This is a genomic window from Corynebacterium sp. HMSC063A05, assembly GCF_001809695.1.
In the GTDB taxonomy this organism is placed as follows: Bacteria; Actinomycetota; Actinomycetes; order Mycobacteriales; family Mycobacteriaceae; genus Corynebacterium; species Corynebacterium amycolatum.
Map to the genome: position 1 here is coordinate 277,933 of NZ_KV798500.1, position 19,555 is coordinate 297,487.

At 59.8% G+C, this 19,555-nt stretch carries 19 protein-coding genes; 4 read left to right on the forward strand and 15 right to left on the reverse strand.

Annotation, left to right across the window (positions count from 1 at the left end; all coding sequences use genetic code 11):
* Positions 1-78 precede the first annotated feature (78 nt).
* Positions 79-735, reverse strand: a complete 657-nt coding sequence (gene msrA, locus HMPREF2651_RS05105; protein WP_038627581.1) for a peptide-methionine (S)-S-oxide reductase MsrA — start codon at positions 733-735, stop codon at positions 79-81.
* Between the two features lie 134 nt (positions 736-869).
* Between msrA and menE the strand changes: the two genes are divergently transcribed.
* From menE to HMPREF2651_RS05120, 3 genes are all read left to right on the forward strand, one after another.
* Positions 870-2,030 (forward strand): o-succinylbenzoate--CoA ligase, encoded by a 1,161-nt coding sequence (gene menE / locus HMPREF2651_RS05110; RefSeq protein WP_049180761.1) that lies wholly within the window; start codon positions 870-872, stop codon positions 2,028-2,030.
* Positions 2,031-2,115: 85 nt separating this feature from the next.
* The gene (locus HMPREF2651_RS05115; protein ID WP_038627576.1) at positions 2,116-3,012 is read left to right on the forward strand and encodes a 1,4-dihydroxy-2-naphthoate polyprenyltransferase; all 897 of its coding nucleotides are present in this window, start codon (positions 2,116-2,118) and stop codon (positions 3,010-3,012) included.
* A 9-nt stretch (positions 3,013-3,021) separates the two neighbouring features.
* Positions 3,022-4,191 (forward strand): alpha/beta fold hydrolase, encoded by a 1,170-nt coding sequence (locus HMPREF2651_RS05120; protein ID WP_049180760.1) that lies wholly within the window; start codon positions 3,022-3,024, stop codon positions 4,189-4,191.
* Between the two features lie 9 nt (positions 4,192-4,200).
* Here HMPREF2651_RS05120 and HMPREF2651_RS05125 read toward each other — a convergent pair whose 3' ends face one another.
* Positions 4,201-4,560: a DUF4229 domain-containing protein gene (locus tag HMPREF2651_RS05125; protein WP_049180759.1), complete on the reverse strand. Its 360-nt coding sequence runs from the start codon at positions 4,558-4,560 to the stop codon at positions 4,201-4,203.
* A 194-nt stretch (positions 4,561-4,754) separates the two neighbouring features.
* Between HMPREF2651_RS05125 and HMPREF2651_RS05130 the strand changes: the two genes are divergently transcribed.
* Positions 4,755-5,057, forward strand: a complete 303-nt coding sequence (locus tag HMPREF2651_RS05130) for a hypothetical protein (protein ID WP_049180758.1) — start codon at positions 4,755-4,757, stop codon at positions 5,055-5,057.
* Here the strand turns inward: HMPREF2651_RS05130 and rfbA are convergent.
* The 13 genes from rfbA to hemB all read right to left on the reverse strand — a co-directional run bounded on the left by rfbA (position 5,054) and on the right by hemB (position 19,542).
* The gene (gene rfbA / locus HMPREF2651_RS05135) at positions 5,054-5,929 is read right to left on the reverse strand and encodes a glucose-1-phosphate thymidylyltransferase RfbA (protein ID WP_049180757.1); all 876 of its coding nucleotides are present in this window, start codon (positions 5,927-5,929) and stop codon (positions 5,054-5,056) included. The genes HMPREF2651_RS05130 and rfbA overlap by 4 nt on opposite strands.
* 20 nt (positions 5,930-5,949) lie before the next feature.
* Entirely contained in the window at positions 5,950-6,639 is a 690-nt protein-coding gene (locus HMPREF2651_RS05140) for a dTDP-4-dehydrorhamnose 3,5-epimerase family protein (RefSeq protein ID WP_049180756.1), read from the reverse strand.
* A 568-nt stretch (positions 6,640-7,207) separates the two neighbouring features.
* A complete protein-coding gene (gene rfbB / locus HMPREF2651_RS05145) occupies positions 7,208-8,200 on the reverse strand; it encodes a dTDP-glucose 4,6-dehydratase (RefSeq protein WP_038627567.1) in 993 nt (330 codons plus the stop codon).
* 51 nt (positions 8,201-8,251) lie between these two features.
* Positions 8,252-9,262, reverse strand: coding sequence for a c-type cytochrome biogenesis protein CcsB (gene ccsB / locus HMPREF2651_RS05150; RefSeq protein ID WP_049180755.1), 1,011 nt, complete (start codon positions 9,260-9,262; stop codon positions 8,252-8,254).
* A gap of 175 nt (positions 9,263-9,437) precedes the next feature.
* Positions 9,438-11,126, reverse strand: a complete 1,689-nt coding sequence (locus tag HMPREF2651_RS05155; RefSeq protein ID WP_070585989.1) for a cytochrome c biogenesis protein ResB — start codon at positions 11,124-11,126, stop codon at positions 9,438-9,440.
* Between the two features lie 15 nt (positions 11,127-11,141).
* A complete protein-coding gene (locus tag HMPREF2651_RS05160; RefSeq protein WP_049180797.1) occupies positions 11,142-12,002 on the reverse strand; it encodes a cytochrome c biogenesis CcdA family protein in 861 nt (286 codons plus the stop codon).
* A 23-nt stretch (positions 12,003-12,025) separates the two neighbouring features.
* On the reverse strand, positions 12,026-12,640 hold the full coding sequence (locus HMPREF2651_RS05165; RefSeq protein WP_038627561.1) for a TlpA disulfide reductase family protein: 615 nt from the start codon (positions 12,638-12,640) through the stop codon (positions 12,026-12,028).
* Between the two features lie 53 nt (positions 12,641-12,693).
* The gene (locus HMPREF2651_RS05170; protein ID WP_246817331.1) at positions 12,694-13,416 is read right to left on the reverse strand and encodes a histidine phosphatase family protein; all 723 of its coding nucleotides are present in this window, start codon (positions 13,414-13,416) and stop codon (positions 12,694-12,696) included.
* A gap of 7 nt (positions 13,417-13,423) precedes the next feature.
* Entirely contained in the window at positions 13,424-14,770 is a 1,347-nt protein-coding gene (gene hemL / locus HMPREF2651_RS05175; RefSeq protein WP_049180753.1) for a glutamate-1-semialdehyde 2,1-aminomutase, read from the reverse strand.
* Between the two features lie 35 nt (positions 14,771-14,805).
* On the reverse strand, positions 14,806-17,397 hold the full coding sequence (locus tag HMPREF2651_RS05180) for a heavy metal translocating P-type ATPase (RefSeq protein ID WP_038627557.1): 2,592 nt from the start codon (positions 17,395-17,397) through the stop codon (positions 14,806-14,808).
* Positions 17,398-17,416: 19 nt separating this feature from the next.
* Complete coding sequence (locus HMPREF2651_RS05185; protein WP_038627555.1) at positions 17,417-17,797, reverse strand: hypothetical protein; 381 nt, start codon at positions 17,795-17,797, stop codon at positions 17,417-17,419.
* On the reverse strand, positions 17,794-18,438 hold the full coding sequence (locus HMPREF2651_RS05190; protein WP_049180752.1) for a hypothetical protein: 645 nt from the start codon (positions 18,436-18,438) through the stop codon (positions 17,794-17,796). Before HMPREF2651_RS05190 ends, HMPREF2651_RS05185 begins: the two co-directional genes overlap by 4 nt.
* Positions 18,439-18,483: 45 nt before the next feature.
* Positions 18,484-19,542 (reverse strand): porphobilinogen synthase, encoded by a 1,059-nt coding sequence (gene hemB / locus HMPREF2651_RS05195; protein WP_070438168.1) that lies wholly within the window; start codon positions 19,540-19,542, stop codon positions 18,484-18,486.
* Positions 19,543-19,555: the final 13 nt, after the last annotated feature.

The following is a 19,555-nucleotide window of genomic DNA, read 5'->3' on the forward strand; positions in this document are numbered from 1 at the left end:
TATCTGATTGATATAACCACCTTACTTTTCTCAGTGAGTTTTACTAATCGCGATTAAGCGTTCTACGAAATTTCGCCTTTAAATCCCGCAGGCCACGCCGGTTGAATGCACCGGGCAGTAGCCGTTCGGATTCTTAAACAAGTACTGCTGGTGCTCGTCCTCGGCTCGGTAGTACTCCCCTGCCGGAGTCTCCGCGAGTGGCTTAATCTCCGTGGTAATGGGCCCCAGGCCAGCATCGGCAAGCTTCGGCGCGTACGCATCGGAGATTTCCTGCGCCCGGCGCGCCTGCTCGGGCGTCGTCGTGTAAATCGCGGAACGGTACTGCGTGCCGACATCATTACCCTGACGGTAGCCCTGAGTGGGATCGTGGGCCTCGAAGGCCTTCGCGATCAGCTGGTCGAAGCTAATCTGCTCCGGGTCGTAGACAACCTCCACAATCTCAGTGTGGTTGGTCCGACCGGTGCAGGACTCTCGGTAAGTGGGATTTGGCGTCACGCCACCGGCGAACCCGACCGACGTACTGAGCACGCCCGGGGTTTCCCAAAACAGCTTCTCAGCACCCCAGTAGCAGCCGATACCGATGTAGACAACCTCCTGGCCATCCTCCCATGGGCCGGTAATAGGCGTGCCGAGCACCGCATGCGGCTTCGGATTCTCCAGCACCGGGTGCGAGCCGCCCTTTAGCGCCTCACCTTCCGGCACAAGCTCCGCCGACCTACCAAAAAACCAACCCATCTTCGATGCCTTTCTATCTATGACTTCCTATGCTCTGCGCAACGCGTCCGCGGCGACGATTGTTCCGCCCGTCACCACCGCCACACTCACGTTTCACACGCCTCGTCACCAGAAACTACGGCACAACACGGGCTATGGTTTGGATTGTGCGTACGCTCAGCCTGCTTTCCGTCAATCCCCACGACTCGACCGATATCCTGCCCGACCTCCGTGCCGCGCTGGACGGCGAGGTCTCTTTGCTCCCCGTTCCGCTTCACGACGGCACGCGAGCCTCAATCTTGCGGAACTCGCAACGCGCAGGTGAGCCAATTGATGAGTCCATCGCACTTGTTGTCGGCACCTCCGGTTCCACCGGCACACCGAAGGGTGCACAGCTGACGGTGGATAACTTGGTCTCCTCTGCTACCGCTACACATCAGTGGCTCGGTGGTGAAGGACAGTGGCTGCTGGCGATGCCGGCCTACCATATCGCTGGCCTGCAGGTTCTCATCCGTTCGCTGCTCGCGGGCACGGATCCGGTGTGTGTGGATGTGACCGATGGTTTTGATGTAGCCGCATTCGCCGACGGCGCCGAGGCCCTCACTGGTGCCGGTGCCGGCGACCGCGCCTACACTTCGCTGGCTCCCATGCAGCTGGCGAAGGCCATGGAAGAACCCTTTGGCGTGGCAGCCCTGCGTCTCTTCGACGCCATCCTCGTCGGCGGCGCGGCCTTGAATCCGCAGGTGGCAGCACGCGCGGAAGAGCTCGGCATTAACGTCGTGACCACCTATGGCTCCTCCGAGACAGCCGGCGGCTGCGTCTATGACGGCCAGCCCATCGAAGGTGCACAGGTCGCCATCGAAAATGGTCGCGTTTGGCTGGGCGGACCGATGATTGCACACGGATACCGCAATGCGCCCGGTCACGAGGCTTTCCACAAGCCAGGTTGGTTCGCCACCTCGGATGCGGGAGAAATCCGCGACGGTCGGCTCGTCATTACGGGACGCTTGGACACCATCATCGACTCCGGCGGGCTGAAACTGCACCCAGAGGTTCTCGAGCGTGAACTGCTCGCCATCGACGGCGTTACGGGAGCCTGCGTGGTCGGCGTGCCACACCCGCGGCTCGGCCAGGCCATTGTCGCAGCGTATGAAGGTACCGCTGAGCTCGGCGATATTATGGACGGCCTCGGCGATGCTGAAGACGCCGGGCGAATCAATCACTGGATGATTCCCAAGGACCTGCGTCGCGTGGAGGCCCTACCGCTAATTGGGCCGGGCAAGGTCGACCGGAAGAAAGTCGCGGCGCTCTTTTAGCCTTTGGACTTGTGTCCTCCAGCCTTTAAGCCACTCGAACCCGCATTAGTTCAAGGCATTTGGTGTCACGTCCTATTATTAATTCATGTCTGAAGCACCAAAGAGTCCTGCAACGGCGTCGTTAAGCGATTGGCTGGAAGGCGCGCGCCCCCATACCTGGGCGAATGCGTTTGCGCCGGTCATCGTCGGTGTCGGAGCGGCATCGACGCACGCGCCGATTATCTGGGGACGTGCGGTGCTCGCGCTGGTTGTCGCGTGGGCGCTGATTGTGGGCGTGAACTTCGCCAACGACTACTCCGATGGCATCCGCGGTACTGACGATGACCGCTCGGGCCCGCTGCGCCTGACTGGTTCTGGGCTGGTGGAGCCGAAGGTTGTGAAGTACGCGGCGTTCGGCGCCTTTGGTGTCGCGGGTCTTGCCGGTGTAGCGCTATCTCTGATGAGCGCGTGGTGGCTCATTCTGGTCGGCGCGCTGTGCATTGCGGCGGCGTGGTTCTACACCGGCGGCAAGAATCCCTACGGATACCGCGGCCTTGGCGAGGTCTCGGTCTTCGTCTTCTTCGGTCTCGTCGCGGTGCTCGGTACGGAGTTCACCCAGACCGGCTCCCTGTCCTGGGTCGGCCTGGCCTGCGCAATCGGTATCGGTTCGGTGTCCTCTGCCGTAAACCTGGCGAACAACTTGCGCGATATTCCCACCGACGCTGCCACCGGCAAGATCACCCTGGCAGTTCGCCTGGGCGACTTCCGCACCCGCATCGTCTGGCAGATTCTCTCCATCATGCCTGCCCTGGCCAGTATCTTTATCGCTTTCTGGCACCCATGGGCGCTGGTGGGTCTGCTCATCGTGCCGCTGTGGGTGAGGGCCTCCGAGCCAATCCGCATGCATAAGAAGGGCAAGGAGCTCATCCCGGTACTGGGGCTTACCGGCAAGATGATGCTTGCCTGGTCCGTCATCACGGCACTCGCACTCGCACTCAGCTAAGGGGTACCGATGGACTTCCGCGCACTGACGCACAAGACGCTTGACGACGTCCAGAAGGCCGCAACCCGAGTAGGTGACACAGCAGCCAAGGCTCCAGCTTTCGTCCGCAGCGCTGCTCTGCGTTTGACCAGTTCGGGGCGTCGGCGACTGGCACTGGAGCACGGCGCGCTGCATTCACAGACCCGTGAACCAGGCCTGACTGATCTTACGGCCACCGGCGTAGTACATATCAAGACCACACCGGTCACAGCCGACATTGCGGCCAAGGATGACGAGCGAAAGGCCAGCGACAAACCGGATGCTGTCACCACCGATATTCCGGTGCACTGGTACGAGGTTGAACCAGGCGAGCCCGCCAAAGAACCTGTGACCATCGTCTTTATCCACGGCTTCACCCTGGCTGGCGAGTCCTGGTACCGACAGTTCAACGCACTGCGGAAGTCACACCCGGAAGCACGCCTGCTCACCATGGATCTACGCGGCCACGGCCAGACCGGCGCGGTTCCGGCTTCACTCTGCACGGTCGAAGGTGCTGCGACCGATGCGCTGGCCGTGATTGCAGAGCGCGCCGGGACCGGAAAACTCATCGTGGTTGGGCATTCACTGGGCGGTTTGATCGCACTGCACATGGTGCGCGCTGCCGAGGAAAGTATTCGCCGTCGGATCGCAGGCGTAGTGCTGATTTCCACGTCTATCGACAAGCTTGCCGCCCAGGGGGTACCGCAGATTCTCGCGTCCCCGGTGGCGGATGCGGCGCGCAATGCGATTGAGTCCTCGCCGAAGGAGATCCGCAAGTTCCGCGAGGCAATCGCGTCACTGATGGCGCCGTCGTTGGCAGTTGCGGTGTTCGCCCGGCGCACGGACTACGAGATCATCGAGTTCCACGCGGCCATGATTAATGAAACACCGCTGGAAACTTTCGTGGGATACCTCGACGACCTGCAGGACCATGACGAGTTCGCGGCCGGGCCTCACTTAGAGGGTCTGCCGGGAGCGGTACTGGTGGGCACGAAGGACGATGTCACTCCCCGCAAGCAAGCAGACCTAATTATGGAAAAGTGGCCGGACGCCGAGCTAGTTGAAGTCGACGGGGCCGGCCACATGTTGCCGCTGGAGGCTCCGGATGTGGTGAACCAGGCAATCGAGCGGGTGCTGGAGAAAGTTCAGAAAAGAAGCTAGAGCGGAGCGCTAGTTTTCCTCGCGGTCCTTAATCTGCTGCGCAATGTATTCTTTGTGCGCACGGCGGTTCTCCGACCACACGGCAACCGACTCATTGGCCTGAACGCGCAGCTTCGGGAACACAAACACCGACAGTGGCATCGCAATAATTAGTGCAAACACAGCCGTAATTGCGGCCGGAATCCGCACGCCAACAAGGTAGATAATCGCGAGCAGGATGAAGAACAGCACCAGGAACAGCAGCAGACGCGCAAGGCCGTACCAGAACAGTCCCTTCATGGCATTGCCGCGACCAGCATTCTTGGTCACCGGAGCTACTGGCGTCTGAGCGTCAGAAGCCAACTTGTCCTGCTCTTCTGGATTGGTCATTACACCCTCACCTCTACGTATTACGCCTGTGCTGCGCCCGACGTTGTTAGCGCCCCATGGCCGTTCGTGTCCAACGTTCCTTTGTACCCTAACGAACTCTGTACGCCGTACCGCCTTGCGTTGCGATACCCCTCGTGGGCACTACGGGACTCGTTGCGTATTCTAGTCGGTAAATCCAGGAGGTTAGCTATTACATGGGTCGGCTCATTCTGCTGCTGTTCATCATCCTTGTCGTAGTCATGCTGTGGAAGGCATTTGGCCCTGGCAGTCGTGGCAACGGCATGCGTCGTATTTCTGCTCCGCAACCGGAGCCCCGCCCGCTTGCTCCCGACGATGATCCGGAGTTCCTCTGGAAGCTCAAGAAGGCCGAATTCGATCGCCGCAAGCGTGAGCAGGAGCTACAGGAACGGCGCGAACGCGAGACTCGTGACCGGGATAACCAGGGAGATAAACCAAATAGGCCCGATAGCCCAGACAATCCCGGCGAAACCGACTAAACGTCTTTGCCTCGCAGCAACAACTGCTGCAGGTACTCCCCGTAGCCGCTGGCGCTGAGGGCGTCGGCACGCGCGCTAAACGCTGCATCGTCGATGAATCCCATGCGCCACGCCACCTCTTCCGGCGAGCCAATCTTTAGCCCCTGGCGCTGCTCAATCGTGCGCACGAAATCGCCCGCGGCCATCAGATTGTCCACCGTGCCGGTATCCAGCCACGCCGTGCCGCGCGGCAGCACCTCTACCTGCAGTTTTCCACGCTCCAAGTAGGCGCGGTTAACATCCGTGATTTCCAATTCGCCGCGTGACGACGGTTGCAGCGAGCGAGCTATTTCAACAACATCGGCGTCATAAAAGTACAATCCAGGCACCGCGAAGTGGCTGCGTGGTTTCTTCGGCTTCTCCTGAATCGCCACGGCCTTGCCGCTTTGGTCGAAGTCCACGACTCCATAGGCGGTGGGATCTGCGACCCAGTAGGCGAAGATTGCTCCGCCATCGACGTCATGGAAGCGGCGCAGCTGTGTGCCCAGGCCGGCGCCGTAGAAGATGTTGTCGCCGAGGATGAGCGCAACGGAGTCATCGCCGATGTGGTCAGCACCGATGATGAATGCTTCCGCGAGACCACGGGGCTCGTCTTGGGTGGCAAAGGTGAGGTTGAGACCCCACTGCGAGCCGTCGTCAAGTAGGCGCTCAAACTGCGGGGCATCATGTGGCGTGGTGATGACGAGGATGTCCCTGATTCCCGCGAGCATCAGCGTGCTCAGCGGGTAGTAGATCATGGGCTTGTCATAGACGGGAACCAGCTGCTTGCTGACACCAAGCGTGATTGGAAACAGCCGAGAGCCCGTGCCACCTGCGAGGATGATGCCCTTCATAGTGCTCGCGCCTTTCTGCCTTACTGCCCGGCCGCTTCGTTGGCGATTGCCCACTCGTCGCGAGCCATGTTTTCGAGGTCCTTGCAGTCAAACTCACTGGGGAGCTTATTGCCCTGCGCCTCGAACTGCTCGATCGTCGGGGCCTTCTGATCGCGCTCGGAGAGAATCATGTCCGCTTCGGTGAGACCACCCTTGGCCAGCAACGCGGCCAAGTCGATTCCCAGCGTCGGGTCCTGGATGCTAACAGCGCGTTCAGCCTCCGGATTGTAGCCGGTGGAAGTGAGGTAGGTGAGCACGGAGTCGTCGGCAAGCGAGACGAAACCATGTCCGATGCCGTTGGGCAGATAGACCACTCGGCGGGTCTTGCTGTCGAGCTCGAAGACCTCAACCTTGCCGAAGGTATCCGAGCCGCGACGCAGGTCAACCGCAATGTCGAGGATATGGCCCGCGGGACAGGTGACCAGCTTCGCCTGGCCGGGATGACCATCTGGCGCGGTGCTGACGTCGGCGAAGTGAAGGCCACGGACAACGCCCGCCGCGGAGATACTCATGTTGGCCTGCTCCGGAAAGAACGGGTAGCCCGTGGCCTCGGCGAATGCGTCGAGGCGATACCACTCGTGGAAACTACCGCGGCTGTCGCCGTGGATGACCGGCTCGAAGGTGAAAACGCCGTCGATGGAAGTGGGCTGGAATGTGCTCTTAGGGCTCATGGATAACAAGTGTAGACGCGAGGGACAGGTTCGGGCTGGTGGTGGGTTGGGTGTGAGCTGGGTAGTCGCCGAGCCGAAATTAGCGCTTAACGACATTCATGCGGGGGGGGGTTGTTGCCCTAAGGTCTCGATTTGTGTGCCCTTTTAAGTGAATCCACACTTCTTGACCTGGGAGTTTCTAATCTGAAGCCCACACAAATCGAGACCTTAGGGAAAATGGCCCGAATTTGAGGCTTATTTGTTAATCCTGAATACGAAAACAACGTTTAACGACATTCACAAGGGGTGTTTTGACGCAGACTCGCATGTTTGGTGGGCTTCAGATTAGAAACTCCCAGGTCAGATTCACCCAAAAGCCCGAAAATGCCACCAAACATGCGAGTCTGGGTATTTTGGGCCTGTTTTGAGCCCTTTACCTGGTGCGCATGGGAACTATATTGCAGGCGTGGCTGAAGTGACGCATGGGGCGTACCAAGTAACCGGGGTGCACCAAGTAACCGGGGTGCTGGCTAGGCAGAGCCCACCCAACCCAAACCAACCCACCCAACCCAAACCAGCCCAATCAGAACTACAACTCCTGCTCGCGCTCAGCGTAGCCAGCCTCAGCGGCATCATAGGCCGCAGCCCACCAGGACTCGTTGGCGCGATACCAGTCGATGGTCTCGGCGAGGCCTGCGGAAAAGTCTTGGTAGCGCGGCTGCCAGCCAAGGCTGCGGATGGATGCAGGATCAATCGCATAACGACGGTCATGCCCCGGGCGGTCAGTGACATGAACGAAATCGGATCGCTCACGCCCGAATCCCTCCAGGATGTCTCCGACCACGTCGAGGTTGGAACGCTCACCATCGGCACCGATGAGGTAGGTCTCCCCCACCTCGCCGAAATCCAGGATTGTCCAGACCGCATCGTTGTGGTCATCGACGTGAATCCAGTCCCGAATATTCTCGCCGGTGCCGTACACGCGAGGGCTACGACCGCGCAGCAGACCACAAATCTGCCGAGGAATCAGTTTCTCCGGATGCTGCCGCGGGCCGTAATTATTCGAGCAGTTACTAATAGTCGCAGCCAGTCCAAAGCTACGTACCCAAGCCCGGACAAAGTGGTCCGCAGACGCCTTGGAGGCCGAATAGGGGCTGGAGGGTTTGTACGAGGTGGCCGTCGTAAAGCGTGCTGGGTCGTCGAGAGCGAGATCGCCAAAGACCTCGTCTGTGGAGATGTGGTGGAGGCGAACATCGTGGGTGGCGCAGGCCTTCGCCAGATTCACAGTGCCCATGACGTTGGTGGTGACGAAGGGATCGGCATCCACTAGCGAGTTGTCGTTATGGCTCTCGGCGGCGAAGTGGACGACGGCGTCGAAGCGGGGCACGAGGCGATCGATCAGCTCCGCGTCACGAACATCGCCGCGGATGATCTCACAGTCCGCGCCTTCCAAGCTCGCAGGGTTCGCGGCATAGGTGAAAGCGTCCAGCACCGTGACATTCACATCCGGCCGCGTGGCCAGAGTACGGAGGACAAAGTTGGAACCAATAAAGCCGGCACCACCGGTGACGAGAACACGCATGGAAGCGATTCTAGTTCACCCGGCGATACCGGCTTGTACAAGTATGAAAGCTTAGTTCAGGCCAGCGTACGAGTGCAGACCCGAAACCACCATATTGATGAAGAAGAGGTTGAACACCATGGTCGCGAAACCGAAGATATTAATCCACGCGGCTTTGGTATTACGCCAACCCGAGGTTGCGCGAGCGTGCAGGTACAGAGCGTAGATAATCCAGGTAATCAGAGCCGTGGTCTCCTTCGGATCCCAGCCCCAGTAGCGGCCCCATGCGGACTCCGCCCAAATAGCGCCCAGCACAATGCCCAGACCGAACAGCGGGAAGGACCAAATAGCGGTGCGGTAAGCAATGGCATCCAGCTTCTGCGCGTCCGGCAGCGGCGCGACCAGCTTGCCCAGGAAACCCTTTTCGTTGTCCTTGCGGTTGTACATCCGCAGCATGTAGAGAATCGACGCGACACCGGAAATCAGTGCAATACTGCAGCCGATAGAAATAATCGAGACGTGAATCGGAATCCAAATCGACTGCAGTGCCGGCACCACTGGAGCAGCCTCAACATATAGGTTCTTACCCCCGTAGAACATCAGCGCCAGAATCGGTGCCAGCATCCACGGCCAGAACACGCGCATGGCCTCACGATGCAGTACGCCAGCTGCAATTGCCATAGCAAAGAGGATTGAAACTGATACGTACTCGTAGAGGTTGCCCCACGGGAAACGCTGCACGGCCAGGCCACGCAATAGCACCGATGCAAAGTGCACGGCTACACCGACGTAAATCAGCATTTCCGTCACAACGCCGAGTCGGTTCGTCAGCGCCTGGTTCTTAGGCTCGCTTGCCGACGCTTTCGTCTCCGACTCCCCCGAGTCAGCGACACTAGCAGTGGTAGCTCCATCACCAGCACCTGCGGTTACCAGCTCGCGCTCTGCAACCTGGCTCTTAGCTTCAGCGGCCGCGATACGACGGCTGTAGTAGGCAATGGATACAACAAAGGCCACAAGATAAAAGGCGAAGGCCGTGAAGTACGACCAGTCCGAAAACTGCGCCAGTGTCTTATTGACGAGCATGTACTTGGCTCCAAAAATGTGGAATTAGCGGAATACTTCTTCAAACCCTAGTACTAAAGCGGGACTAAGCAAAAGGGGACCGGAGACACGGGGGACGCAAAAAGTTGCGCGGAGGCGCATTTTCCGCCTCCGCGCATTCAGCCTGTGGCAGGGATGGACCAGGCTTAGTGGTCAGTTAGCTTTTGGCCTTGTTGTCCGCGCTCTCGTTGGTCGCAGTATTGTTGTCGGCAGCATCCTCGTCATCACTGTCACGTTCCAGGATGTCGTCAACGATGTACTGGAACTCCTCGCCCCAACCGGCCTTGTCAGTGCGGGCCAGGCCACCGAACTCAACGCGAGTGCGGCCATCTTCCAGCGGGAACATGCGCACCCAAACACGCCGGCGTTTAATACCCAGCGACATCACCATGCCCGCCAGTGCGGCCACAGTTGCCACCAGCACCCAGAACTGCGTGGGATCGTGCGAAACCTGCAAGTTGACGAATTCCTTCGCACCGAGGAATTCAATCTTGGTGCCGTCGGCAAGCTCGGTGGATTCGCCCTGTTTGAGGTTGACGCGGGCTTCCTTAGCCAGCTGACCCGAGTGCATCAGGTCGCGGTCGAGGGAGAACAGCCCCTGCGAGCGACCAGTGTCCAGGCCCGCGTCGCCGCGGTAGATGTCGACAGCCACGGCCGGGTCTTGCATCGCCGGGTAAGAGGACTGCAGCAGAGCACCCTTTTCACCAGTAAACTCCGCGGTCGGAGCGAACAGGCCCTCGATTGCAATCTGGTTCTGGCGGCGCTCGAACAAGTCCGGGTACATGCCCGCTGGTGGGTCGAAGCGCAGCGCCCCAGAGGACAGGAAGAAGGTCGGGTCATCCGGGCGGAACTGGACAATCGACGTACGCGACTCACCATTCGGCCAGGTCACCTTAAAGGCCGGGGCAAAGCCGTGCCCCTGCAGGTAGACGCGGTCACCGGCGATGCGCAGAGGGTGGTTGACCTGCAGCGTGGTCTTCTCCCACTCATCGACAGGCTTACGCATATCCTCTTCTTCTGCGAATCGGATGTGCGAGGTGAACATCTTGGCCTGGCCGTTCGGCAGGTAATCGGCGGCAAAGTCCTCCACCTGAATACAGAACGGGTTCAGAGTCGTACCGTCGAAAGTGTTGCCCGAGCGCAGCGAGTCATAGTTTGCCGCTGCGGTGTTACAGAACGGAACGCCCACCGCGCTGTTGACGTTGTCATCAGAAATTTCGGTGCCGGTGTTGGTCAGCAAAATGACCTGGCCCTCGTAATAAATCATGCGGCCCAAGCCGACGATGATAATCAGCAGCGCAATGCCCAGGTGGAATACCAGGTTGCCGAACTCGCGCAGGTAGCCCTTCTCTGCAGAAAAGGAGCGTGCCCCGGCGCGGTCTTCATCTGCTGGAGTTTCGGTCAATGCCCACTTGTTCAGGCGCTCACGCACCCGCTTAGAAACTTCGTCCGCGGGGGCATCGACGACGGCTTCGTCGTGAAGCGGAAGACGCGCCAACCGTTTCGGCGCCCTAGCCGGCGGCGTTTTCATGGCCTTGTAGTGGTCGATAGTGCGCGGAATAATGCAGCCGACCAGGGAAATCAGCAGTAACGCCACGATGGCGACGAACCAGACGGCCGAGAAGACATCGAAAAGCTGCAGCTTATCCATGATCTCGGCGGTCTTGCCGTTGGCGGCAAGATACTGGTCGACCTTGTCCTTATTCAGCGAGCGCTGCGGCAACAGGGCACCCGGAACCGCTGCGAAAGCGAGGATGAACAGCAGAATCAGCGCCGTGCGCATGCTGGTCAACCAGTTCCAGACCTGCTGGAAGGGCTGTCGTACCTTATTCCAATTCACCGACATCGAAGGATTCCTTCATTAAATTGGCGTTACCGTATCAGTAATAAAAGCGGCCTGAACCCAGGCAACAAAAACATCCCATAGTCCAGTAACCAGGGCAATTCCGACCAGCACCAGCGCCACGCCGCCGATGATCTGAATGGTTCGCGAGTGCTTACGCAGGAAGTCCACTCCCCGCATCGCACGTGCCGACCCCAGCGCCACCAAAATGAACGGCAGCCCCAGCCCCAGGCAGTAAGCGATAATCAGCGCCACTCCCCTGGCCGCAGTCATGCCCTGTGTACCTGCGGACACCGAAATAATTGCAGTCAGCGTCGGGCCCAGACACGGCGTCCACCCCAGCGCGAACACCGCGCCGAGCAGTGGCGCTCCCAGCCAGGTGGTCCAGCGCTTCGGCGCCATGCGGGTGTCTTTCTGCAGCGCTGGCACCATGCCCATGAAGGCAAGCCCCATCACGATGGTCACCACGCCACCGACAATCGTCAGCGTGCGCGCCTGCAGACGCAACGTGGACACGAGCCCGAAAATCGAGGCCGACCCCAGCACGAAAATGACAGTAAAACCCAACACGAACAGCAACGCGGCCAGGCCGACGCGGGCTGTTGAGGAACGCTGGCCACGACCTCCATCGCCGTCATGCTTATCGACGGAGGTTGCGTCCGCAACTCCCGTCGTCACGCCGTTGCCCTGCGCCCCCGATGCTCCGGAAATACCGGTGAGATAGGAGACATAACCTGGCACAAGCGGGATAACGCACGGGCTAGCGAAGGAGACGAGACCGGCCAGTGCAGCGGCGAGCAGCCCCAACACAATGGGACCGCCGGTGGCGACGTCGGCGAACTGCTGGCCGATGCCATCGGCAAAATAGATCGTGTCCATGGCAAAAGTTCCCATGCCGGGGCCTAGCCCTCCGCCTTCACTTCATCGACAGCCTTCATCAGCATCGTGTGATCGACCTCGCGGAGGAATACCTTCGCCGGGCGGTGCTGCTTGTCCAGGATGATGGTCGTCGGAATCACCGACGCCGGGATGCCGCCGAGTGCACCGGCGTTGACGAAAGCCGGGTCATAGATCGACGGGTAGGTGATGCCGTTGTCCTTCACAAAGTCGATTGGAGCTTGGCGGACGTTGTCGCGGACGTTAATGCCGAGGACGGTGCCGATTCCCTGCTCTTCCATCTGTTCCTGAACGTACTGCAGGTCATCAGACTCGGAGCGGCACGGTGCGCACCACTGGCCCCAGGCGTTCAGAACCACAATCTGGTCTTTGAAGTCATCAAGAGAGATTTCCTTGTCATCGTCCTCGAGAGAAGGACCGAAGACATTGCCGACCGGCTTGCGCTCCTCTGGTGCGTAGTCAATGATTTGCTGACCACCCGGAGAAACAAACTCGAACTGACCGCCAACGGCGACGGCGTCGTGTCCCACCGACTCTCCGGGGTTACATGCCGCGAGCGACAGAGACAGAGTTGCTGCCACCAGCGTTGCTGCAATTCGGGACGATGAGACCTTGGCCACCTGGGTGCCACCTTCCGGGGTCAGTGAAACTTCAACAAAACTATTTATTCACCTTACAGGTGACTTGCCGGCTCACTGTAGCGCACGTCGACAATGGTGTCTCCGACGAAGATTAAGGAGGTCACGCTCGCCAGATCACACTGCCTGTTTGCCGGGTTGTGCGCGAGCTTCAAGTACCGCGCACGACGCTGAGCGGCAATGATGCACAGCTGGTGGGTCACCAGCACCGCTTCCGCTCCCTCGGCGGCCTCGCGGGCTCGCTCGATGGCATGGAACATGCGGTCCGCAATCTCCTCGTAGGGCTCGCCCCAGCTGGGCACGCTCGGACGACGCAGCCGTGGCCAGTACTTCGGATTCCACAGTGCGGAGTCAATGCCCTTGATGTGCACCCCCTCAAAGGAGTTACCCGCCTCTAGCAAATCTTCATCCAGGGTCGGCTTCGTGCCGATTACCTCGGTGAATGGCCGTGATGTTTCCTGCGTGCGCTGCAGTGGAGAGCAGGCGAAGTAGCGGATGTCGTGGCCTTCGAAGGACGAGGCCGTGGCCGCTGCCTGGCGCTGACCACGCTCTGACAGGTGCCAGCCGGGCAGACGTCCGTAGAGAATCTTATCCGGGTTATAAACCTCGCCGTGGCGGACGAGATGCACAACCGTGGTCTTGGCGTGCTTTGTCGCACGCTTAGCTGCCTGATTCTCCGGCTGTACCGGCTGCGCGGCCTGCGGTGTGGCTTGCTGTGCTGCCTGCTGCTCGGCCTGCGAATCGGTCTTGTTCGACACGTGTCACCTACTCCGGCTTGGCGGCTGCCGCCGCCTCGGCCGCGCGGGCTGCTGCACGCTCGATGATTTCGAAGTCGGCGTCGGTGAGTGCGGCGGAGACGAACCAGGTCTCGTAGCAAGAAGCCGGCGGGTAGACACCATTGGCCAGCAGTGCGTGGAAGAAGGCCGGGTAGCGGAAAGTATCCGCTGCCTGCATCTGCTCAAAGTTGTGCCCCTCACCCTCGGCGAAGCGCGGCGATAGCATCGTGCCCGCACGCTGAATGTGGTGGGCCACGCCCTGCTTGGTCAGGGCATCGGACAGAATCGTGGCCAGGCGATCTGCGTTGGCCGCAACGGTGTCATAGACATCCCTCGTGGCGTTTTCCAGGTTGGCCAGGCCAGCTGCCATAGCGACCGGGTTACCGGAGAGTGTGCCTGCCTGGTACACCGGACCGTTCGGAGCCAGGTACTCCATGATGTCGCGGCGACCGCCGAAGGCAGCGGCCGGCAAACCACCGGAGACGACCTTGCCGAAGGTGGTCAGGTCACCGGCCACACCATCAATGCCGTACCAGCCGTTGTAGGAAGCGCGGAAGCCAGTCATAACCTCATCGAGGATCAGCAGAGCGCCGTCTGCGTGGCAGACTTCCTTCAGCTTCGCGTTGAAGTTGTCCTGCGGTGTGACGGTACCCATGTTGCCCGCTGCCGCCTCAGTGATGACACAGGCAATCTCGCCCGGGTTCTCAGCAAATGCGGCCTTGACCGCCTCAATGTCGTTGTAAGGAACAACAATGGTGTCGGCAGCCGATGCACCGGTGACACCCGGCGAATCCGGCAGACCGAAAGTAGCGACACCAGAACCGGCCGATGCCAGCAGCGCGTCCACGTGACCGTGGTAGCAGCCGGCGAACTTGATGATCTTGGAACGGCCAGTGAAACCGCGAGCCAGGCGAACTGCGGACATGGTGGCCTCAGTGCCGGAGTTGACCAGACGCACCTCATCTACCGACGTGCGCTCAACGATGTGACGAGCCAGATCGGTCTCAGCCGTCGTCGGAGCGCCGAAAGACAACCCGCGAGTGGCGGCACTCTGAACGGCCTCCACCACTGCCGGGTGGGCGTGGCCCAGAATCATTGGACCCCACGAGCAGACCAAGTCCACATATTCGTTGCCATCAACATCCACGAGACGAGAGCCCGCGGCGTGGTCAATGAAACGTGGGGTGCCACCGACGGAACCGAAGGCGCGGACCGGCGAGTTCACGCCACCCGGCGTCACTGCCTGAGCCTGCGTAAAGAACTCTGCCGAACGCTCGGTGAGCTCAACGTTTTCTGGGACATGAGGAGCATTAATGTCTTGAGTCACGGTGACCATCGTAGACGGCCACTTGGATTAAGGGCTACCCTGCCCTACCAACGTCCCAGCTTCACCCTGAATAGATGCTTCCTGCGGGACGACACTCGACGGGAACGCCAGTCGATCCACAAGCTGGAGAAAATCATCAATAGCGATGCCAGGAGCGGGTGAATCATACCGGTCATACCCAGCAGGATGACTGCAACGTTGTAGAACCACGCAAAGTAGATGTTGGAGTCCATCATCCGCACCACAGCACGTGCGATTTCAATGGCCTCCGGAATCGACAACACGTTGTTGCGCAGTGCCACGACATCGGCGTAATCGACATCAAGATTCTGGTTGCCTTCGGTGTTGTCCATCAAAACACCCACATCAGCGGCACGCAGAGAGTCCCGGATGTCCTTGTCGCCAACCATCACGACTGTCTCACCGTCACTGTGGACCGAACGCACCGCAATGGCCTTGCGGGAGGCAATGATGCCCGCGAATACTCGCGAGATATTCAGCCGGTCAGCGAAACGACGAGCTACTGGGTACGGATCTCGCGTGATCATCATGGTGTCCACGCCCATATCCTCCAGCTGGTCAATGCTCTCGACCGCATCGGGCTTAATGTCCTCACCAATGGTGATAACACCACGGACCTTGCCACGCCACGACACCACCATCGGTGTACCGCCACTGAGCGCAGCCACGGCCATTTTCTCGCTGAGTGCAGTGAGATCACGTGGACGCCAAACACGCCCCTCAACAAAGCGCATCTCCAACTTGTCGTCGGAGTCCTTCACCGGAATCTCTACCTGGCCAACGAACGCACCGTCTTCCGCAATTGCGACATGCACGGTCTCAATCCAGTGCGGCACCTCGCCACCGCCGGAACCGGCGTCGCGGGATGCACGGCACGCGCGCACGATGGCCGCCGATGCCGGGTGGTTGCTCTCCATCATGAGAGCGCCCGCCACACGCAGAACCAAATCCGGATTTTCATTGCGCTCTGCGGCGACACCGAGCACGTGGGTGTCACCCTCGGTCAGGGTTCCAACTCGGTTAAAAATCACCACATTGGCGGTAGCCAACTTCCGGAAAGTCTCATTGCCACGAATCAAAATTCCGTTACTAGCACCGGCCAGAATCCCGATGCGCTGCACGGTCGACGTAGACATTGCCAATGCCACTGGCGCGATGCCCGAGAGTATGGCCAGCGCCACCGCGAGGGCACCGCTCATCGTGCCCGTCGCCAGCCACCAGCCGCAAAATGCCACGCCTGCCAATGACAGCGTCCACGGCACCAGCTCTGATGCCGAGTGCACTGCGGTCTGGTGCATCACCGTTTCTTCTCGAACCGCTTGACGCAGCCAGCGCGCTATCGATGACGCCCGGGTCTTGAAACCGGTGCGCTCCACGCGCACCTTGAGCTCCGAATCCAGGTTGATTGCGCCGGCCCAAACCTTGGAGTTGACCTTGACCTTCTGCGGTTCAACGCCAATACCGAGTAGCTGTGCATCCATCGTGGACGCACCACCGATGACTGAGCCATCGACCGGAATCACCGAGTGCGGTGGAACCACGATGTCATCACCGATATTGAGCTCGGCGACCGTTACCTCCACTCGTTTCGGCTCCGCGGATTTGGCGCTCTTGCGCACGACCGTCACATTTCGCTCAGCTGGAATGCGCAGGTTGCGCAAAATCTGTCCAGTACGCACCTTGTTGTAGCGCGTAAACATACGGCCTGTTAGCAACAGCACGGTCAGGCCGCAAGCAACGTCGAAAAACACCTCTGCCGAGGCGCTTTCCCGGTAGTTGAAAGCAAACCACGTGGGCGCAGTGGTATATCCAATCTGTCCCGCGGGACCAAAGATAAGCTGCGCCAGCGACCACAGCCACGCCAGCAGAATGGCAATGGAGCTCGCCCCATCCAGCGCCGACATCCGCCGACGCAGGGACGCCGCCATTGCCCGGTGGAACGGCCAGCCACCCCACCACACCACAATCGTGGTCAGCACAAGGCACATCCACTGCCAGCCCGGGAACTGCCAGTTGACGTTCAACGACGTCACCAGCACCGGAATCGATAGGAACAGGCTGCCCCAAAAGCGCTGCTTGGTCACCAGTTCACGCGCCGTGAACAGTACCTCCGCACCGCCGCCGCTTCGGCGCAAGGCCGCTTCACGACGGCGAATGCGCTCCTCCTCATTCTGTTGAGCGGCAGCCGGAACAGCGGGACGGCGATGTTGTGACACATCCAGCCGAGTTGCACGACGACGAAGCGTGCTGCGCGTGAGGTACGACTCGACCCCGATTTCGCGGAGAGCTTCGATGAACTGATTCGGATCGATGGTATCGGGCGCTGTAATCCACGCGCGTCCGGGCTTGTAAACCACAGAGGCTGTCACATCTGGAAAGGATTCCAAAACATGCTCAGCACGCTCAGCGCTCTCGGCGTTTTCCAAGTTTTCCAGGATGAGTGCGAAAGCTGTGTTGGACTGGCCTCTGCGGTGTGCAAGCCGCTGATGGGCACTTTCTTCGTCGATATCCTGACGGCTTCGTGGCAATGCCTTACGAGCAGCGACCTTGGCATCCACAATCGCCTGTTCAACGCGATTGTCCAGAGAGAAATCAAACTCACCGGTGTCACTCATGGCCTTTGAAACTTTCCGTCTAATCCTGTGGCTGATTGGCGCGCGTGAGCGCTAATTCACGATAGAGCAACAGTAGTCCACACGCCATCGCCAGGCTGGGCACGATAACCCATACAGTCAGCGCACCGGCCATAATGGCAAAGAACATGGCGAGAGCCGTGACAATCACCATGATGAGCAGGCAGTTCCGGGAGAGTTTGAACTCAGTGGCCGTCGGCAAGCAGCCGCTACCAATGAGCGAGCAGACCAGCGTCACACCGGCGACGATGTAGATATCGCGGCCAACGGCAGCGGGAGCCTGCGAGTAATCTCCGGTGACCAGTATCAAGCTCAGGACAATCTGGGCGATGAGCGCGACGAAGAGCACCCACTGCCAGGGCCGACTCGGCAGGGACATCATTGCTTGGACTCCTCAGGCTGCTTGGGCTGCTTGGGCTGTGACTGGTCCAGCTGCTGTTGCTGCTTTGTATCAGCGCCATGCTTCGACGCTCCCGGCAGATGCGATTTCGGCGCGGACGGAGTCCACGGTTTCGAGGGGCGCTGATGATTGAAGTAGTCCTTGGACTCCTTCGAGGCGGCGAGCACCAGGCCAGCTACCGCGGCAGTGGCAGAGGCGATTCGCACAATTCCGCTGATAAGAACAAGGGATGATGGCACTCCCGATTCTGAAGCCGTAGAAGAGAAGAAGGACATCAGCGCCGACAGTGCCAGGTAAAGCGAGCCGATAACCAGCACGGTGCGAGCACCTTCGCTCCCCTTGCGCATTCGCTCGATGATGGCGAAGAACGCGATGCAAAGCCCCACTGCGAAAAAGAACGCGATAACGATACTCGCCTTCATGGCGGCATCAATCTGGCCCTCGCTGAAACCCGGGAAATTCTCCTTAGCGGTTGAGGGGCTCATCAGCATTTCCGGATGCAGCCAGTAGGTCACCGTGGCTACTGCAGCGAGGAGCAGCTGCATCACGGCCGTAACCCGCCACGCCTGCCTAGCTCCCTCGACCTGCTCGGGAATTGCGGGTTTCTTCTCTTCTTTAGTCATCCGTCCACTTCTCGATACTTATTACTGCACGTTCACCCCAGCGGATTAGAACTGGGCACGCAGCTTCTTCGCCAAGTCCACCGCTGCGTAGGTCAAAATCTGCTCCGCACCGGCACGGCGAATGCTCAGTACTGCTTCCATCATCGCAGCATCCAGGTCAATCCACCCGTTGGCGGCAGCGGCGTGAATCATCGCGTACTCACCAGAGACCTGGTAGGCAGCAACCGGCACCGGCGACATATCCGCGACCTCACGCAGAATGTCCAGGTAGCTCATGGCCGGCTTTACCATCACCATGTCTGCGCCCTCGTCAACGTCGAGCTGCACTTCGAGCAGGGACTCACGACGATTTGCAGGATCCTGCTGGTAGGTACGGCGATCACCCTGCAGCGAGCTGCCCACGGCTTCACGGAATGGACCATAGAAGGCGGAGGCGTACTTTGCCGAGTACGCCATGATGGAGACATCCTCATGGCCAGCGGCGTCCAGCCCCTCACGAATAGCGGCAATCTGGCCGTCCATCATGCCCGACGGGGACACGATATGTGCACCGGCGTCGGCTTGGGCAACGGCCATCTTGACGTAGTTAATCAGCGTGCGGTCATTCTCAACGACCGTGTTGCCGAAGCGATCCGTGCCCAGTACGCCACAGTGGCCGTGGTCAGTGAACTCATCCAGACAGGTGTCGGCCATGATCAGAATGTCATTCCCGAACTCGTCGCGGAGACGACGCAGAGCGCGGTTGAGAACGCCCTCCGGATTCCAGGATTCAGAGCCCTCGCCGTCCTTATCCGCATCGAGCGGGACACCGAAGAGGTCAACCGCCGAGATACCTGCCTCAACAGCCTCGCGCACAGCTTCCACCAGGGAGTCTTCGGTGTGCTGCACTACCCCGGGCAGGGAGCTGATTGGCTTCGGCTCATCAATCCCATCTGCAACAAACATGGGAAGGATGAGATTCTTCGGAGTCAGTGTCGTCTCTGCCGTCATCGCACGCATCACCGGGTTGGTGCGCAGCCTGCGTGGGCGACGAATCGGGAGAGGAAATCCAAACTGTTCGAGATCGATTTCGCGGGATGATTCAGAAGCTCCAGATGTAGTCATAAAGACAACCTTA

What these genes read in the sequence shown, in the direction of transcription:
- msrA (WP_038627581.1), bottom strand. Translation starts at nt 735, where the DNA reads ATGGGTTGGTTTTTTGGTAGGTCGGCGGAGCTTGTGCCGGAAGGTGAG.
- menE (WP_049180761.1), top strand. Translation starts at nt 870, where the DNA reads ATGGTTTGGATTGTGCGTACGCTCAGCCTGCTTTCCGTCAATCCCCAC.
- HMPREF2651_RS05115 (WP_038627576.1), top strand. Translation starts at nt 2,116, where the DNA reads ATGTCTGAAGCACCAAAGAGTCCTGCAACGGCGTCGTTAAGCGATTGG.
- HMPREF2651_RS05120 (WP_049180760.1), top strand. Translation starts at nt 3,022, where the DNA reads ATGGACTTCCGCGCACTGACGCACAAGACGCTTGACGACGTCCAGAAG.
- HMPREF2651_RS05125 (WP_049180759.1), bottom strand. Translation starts at nt 4,560, where the DNA reads ATGACCAATCCAGAAGAGCAGGACAAGTTGGCTTCTGACGCTCAGACG.
- HMPREF2651_RS05130 (WP_049180758.1), top strand. Translation starts at nt 4,755, where the DNA reads ATGGGTCGGCTCATTCTGCTGCTGTTCATCATCCTTGTCGTAGTCATG.
- rfbA (WP_049180757.1), bottom strand. Translation starts at nt 5,929, where the DNA reads ATGAAGGGCATCATCCTCGCAGGTGGCACGGGCTCTCGGCTGTTTCCA.
- HMPREF2651_RS05140 (WP_049180756.1), bottom strand. Translation starts at nt 6,639, where the DNA reads ATGAGCCCTAAGAGCACATTCCAGCCCACTTCCATCGACGGCGTTTTC.
- rfbB (WP_038627567.1), bottom strand. Translation starts at nt 8,200, where the DNA reads ATGCGTGTTCTCGTCACCGGTGGTGCCGGCTTTATTGGTTCCAACTTT.
- ccsB (WP_049180755.1), bottom strand. Translation starts at nt 9,262, where the DNA reads ATGCTCGTCAATAAGACACTGGCGCAGTTTTCGGACTGGTCGTACTTC.
- HMPREF2651_RS05155 (WP_070585989.1), bottom strand. Translation starts at nt 11,126, where the DNA reads ATGTCGGTGAATTGGAATAAGGTACGACAGCCCTTCCAGCAGGTCTGG.
- HMPREF2651_RS05160 (WP_049180797.1), bottom strand. Translation starts at nt 12,002, where the DNA reads ATGGACACGATCTATTTTGCCGATGGCATCGGCCAGCAGTTCGCCGAC.
- hemL (WP_049180753.1), bottom strand. Translation starts at nt 14,770, where the DNA reads ATGGTCACCGTGACTCAAGACATTAATGCTCCTCATGTCCCAGAAAAC.
- HMPREF2651_RS05180 (WP_038627557.1), bottom strand. Translation starts at nt 17,397, where the DNA reads ATGAGTGACACCGGTGAGTTTGATTTCTCTCTGGACAATCGCGTTGAA.
- HMPREF2651_RS05185 (WP_038627555.1), bottom strand. Translation starts at nt 17,797, where the DNA reads ATGATGTCCCTGCCGAGTCGGCCCTGGCAGTGGGTGCTCTTCGTCGCG.
- HMPREF2651_RS05190 (WP_049180752.1), bottom strand. Translation starts at nt 18,438, where the DNA reads ATGACTAAAGAAGAGAAGAAACCCGCAATTCCCGAGCAGGTCGAGGGA.
- hemB (WP_070438168.1), bottom strand. Translation starts at nt 19,542, where the DNA reads ATGACTACATCTGGAGCTTCTGAATCATCCCGCGAAATCGATCTCGAA.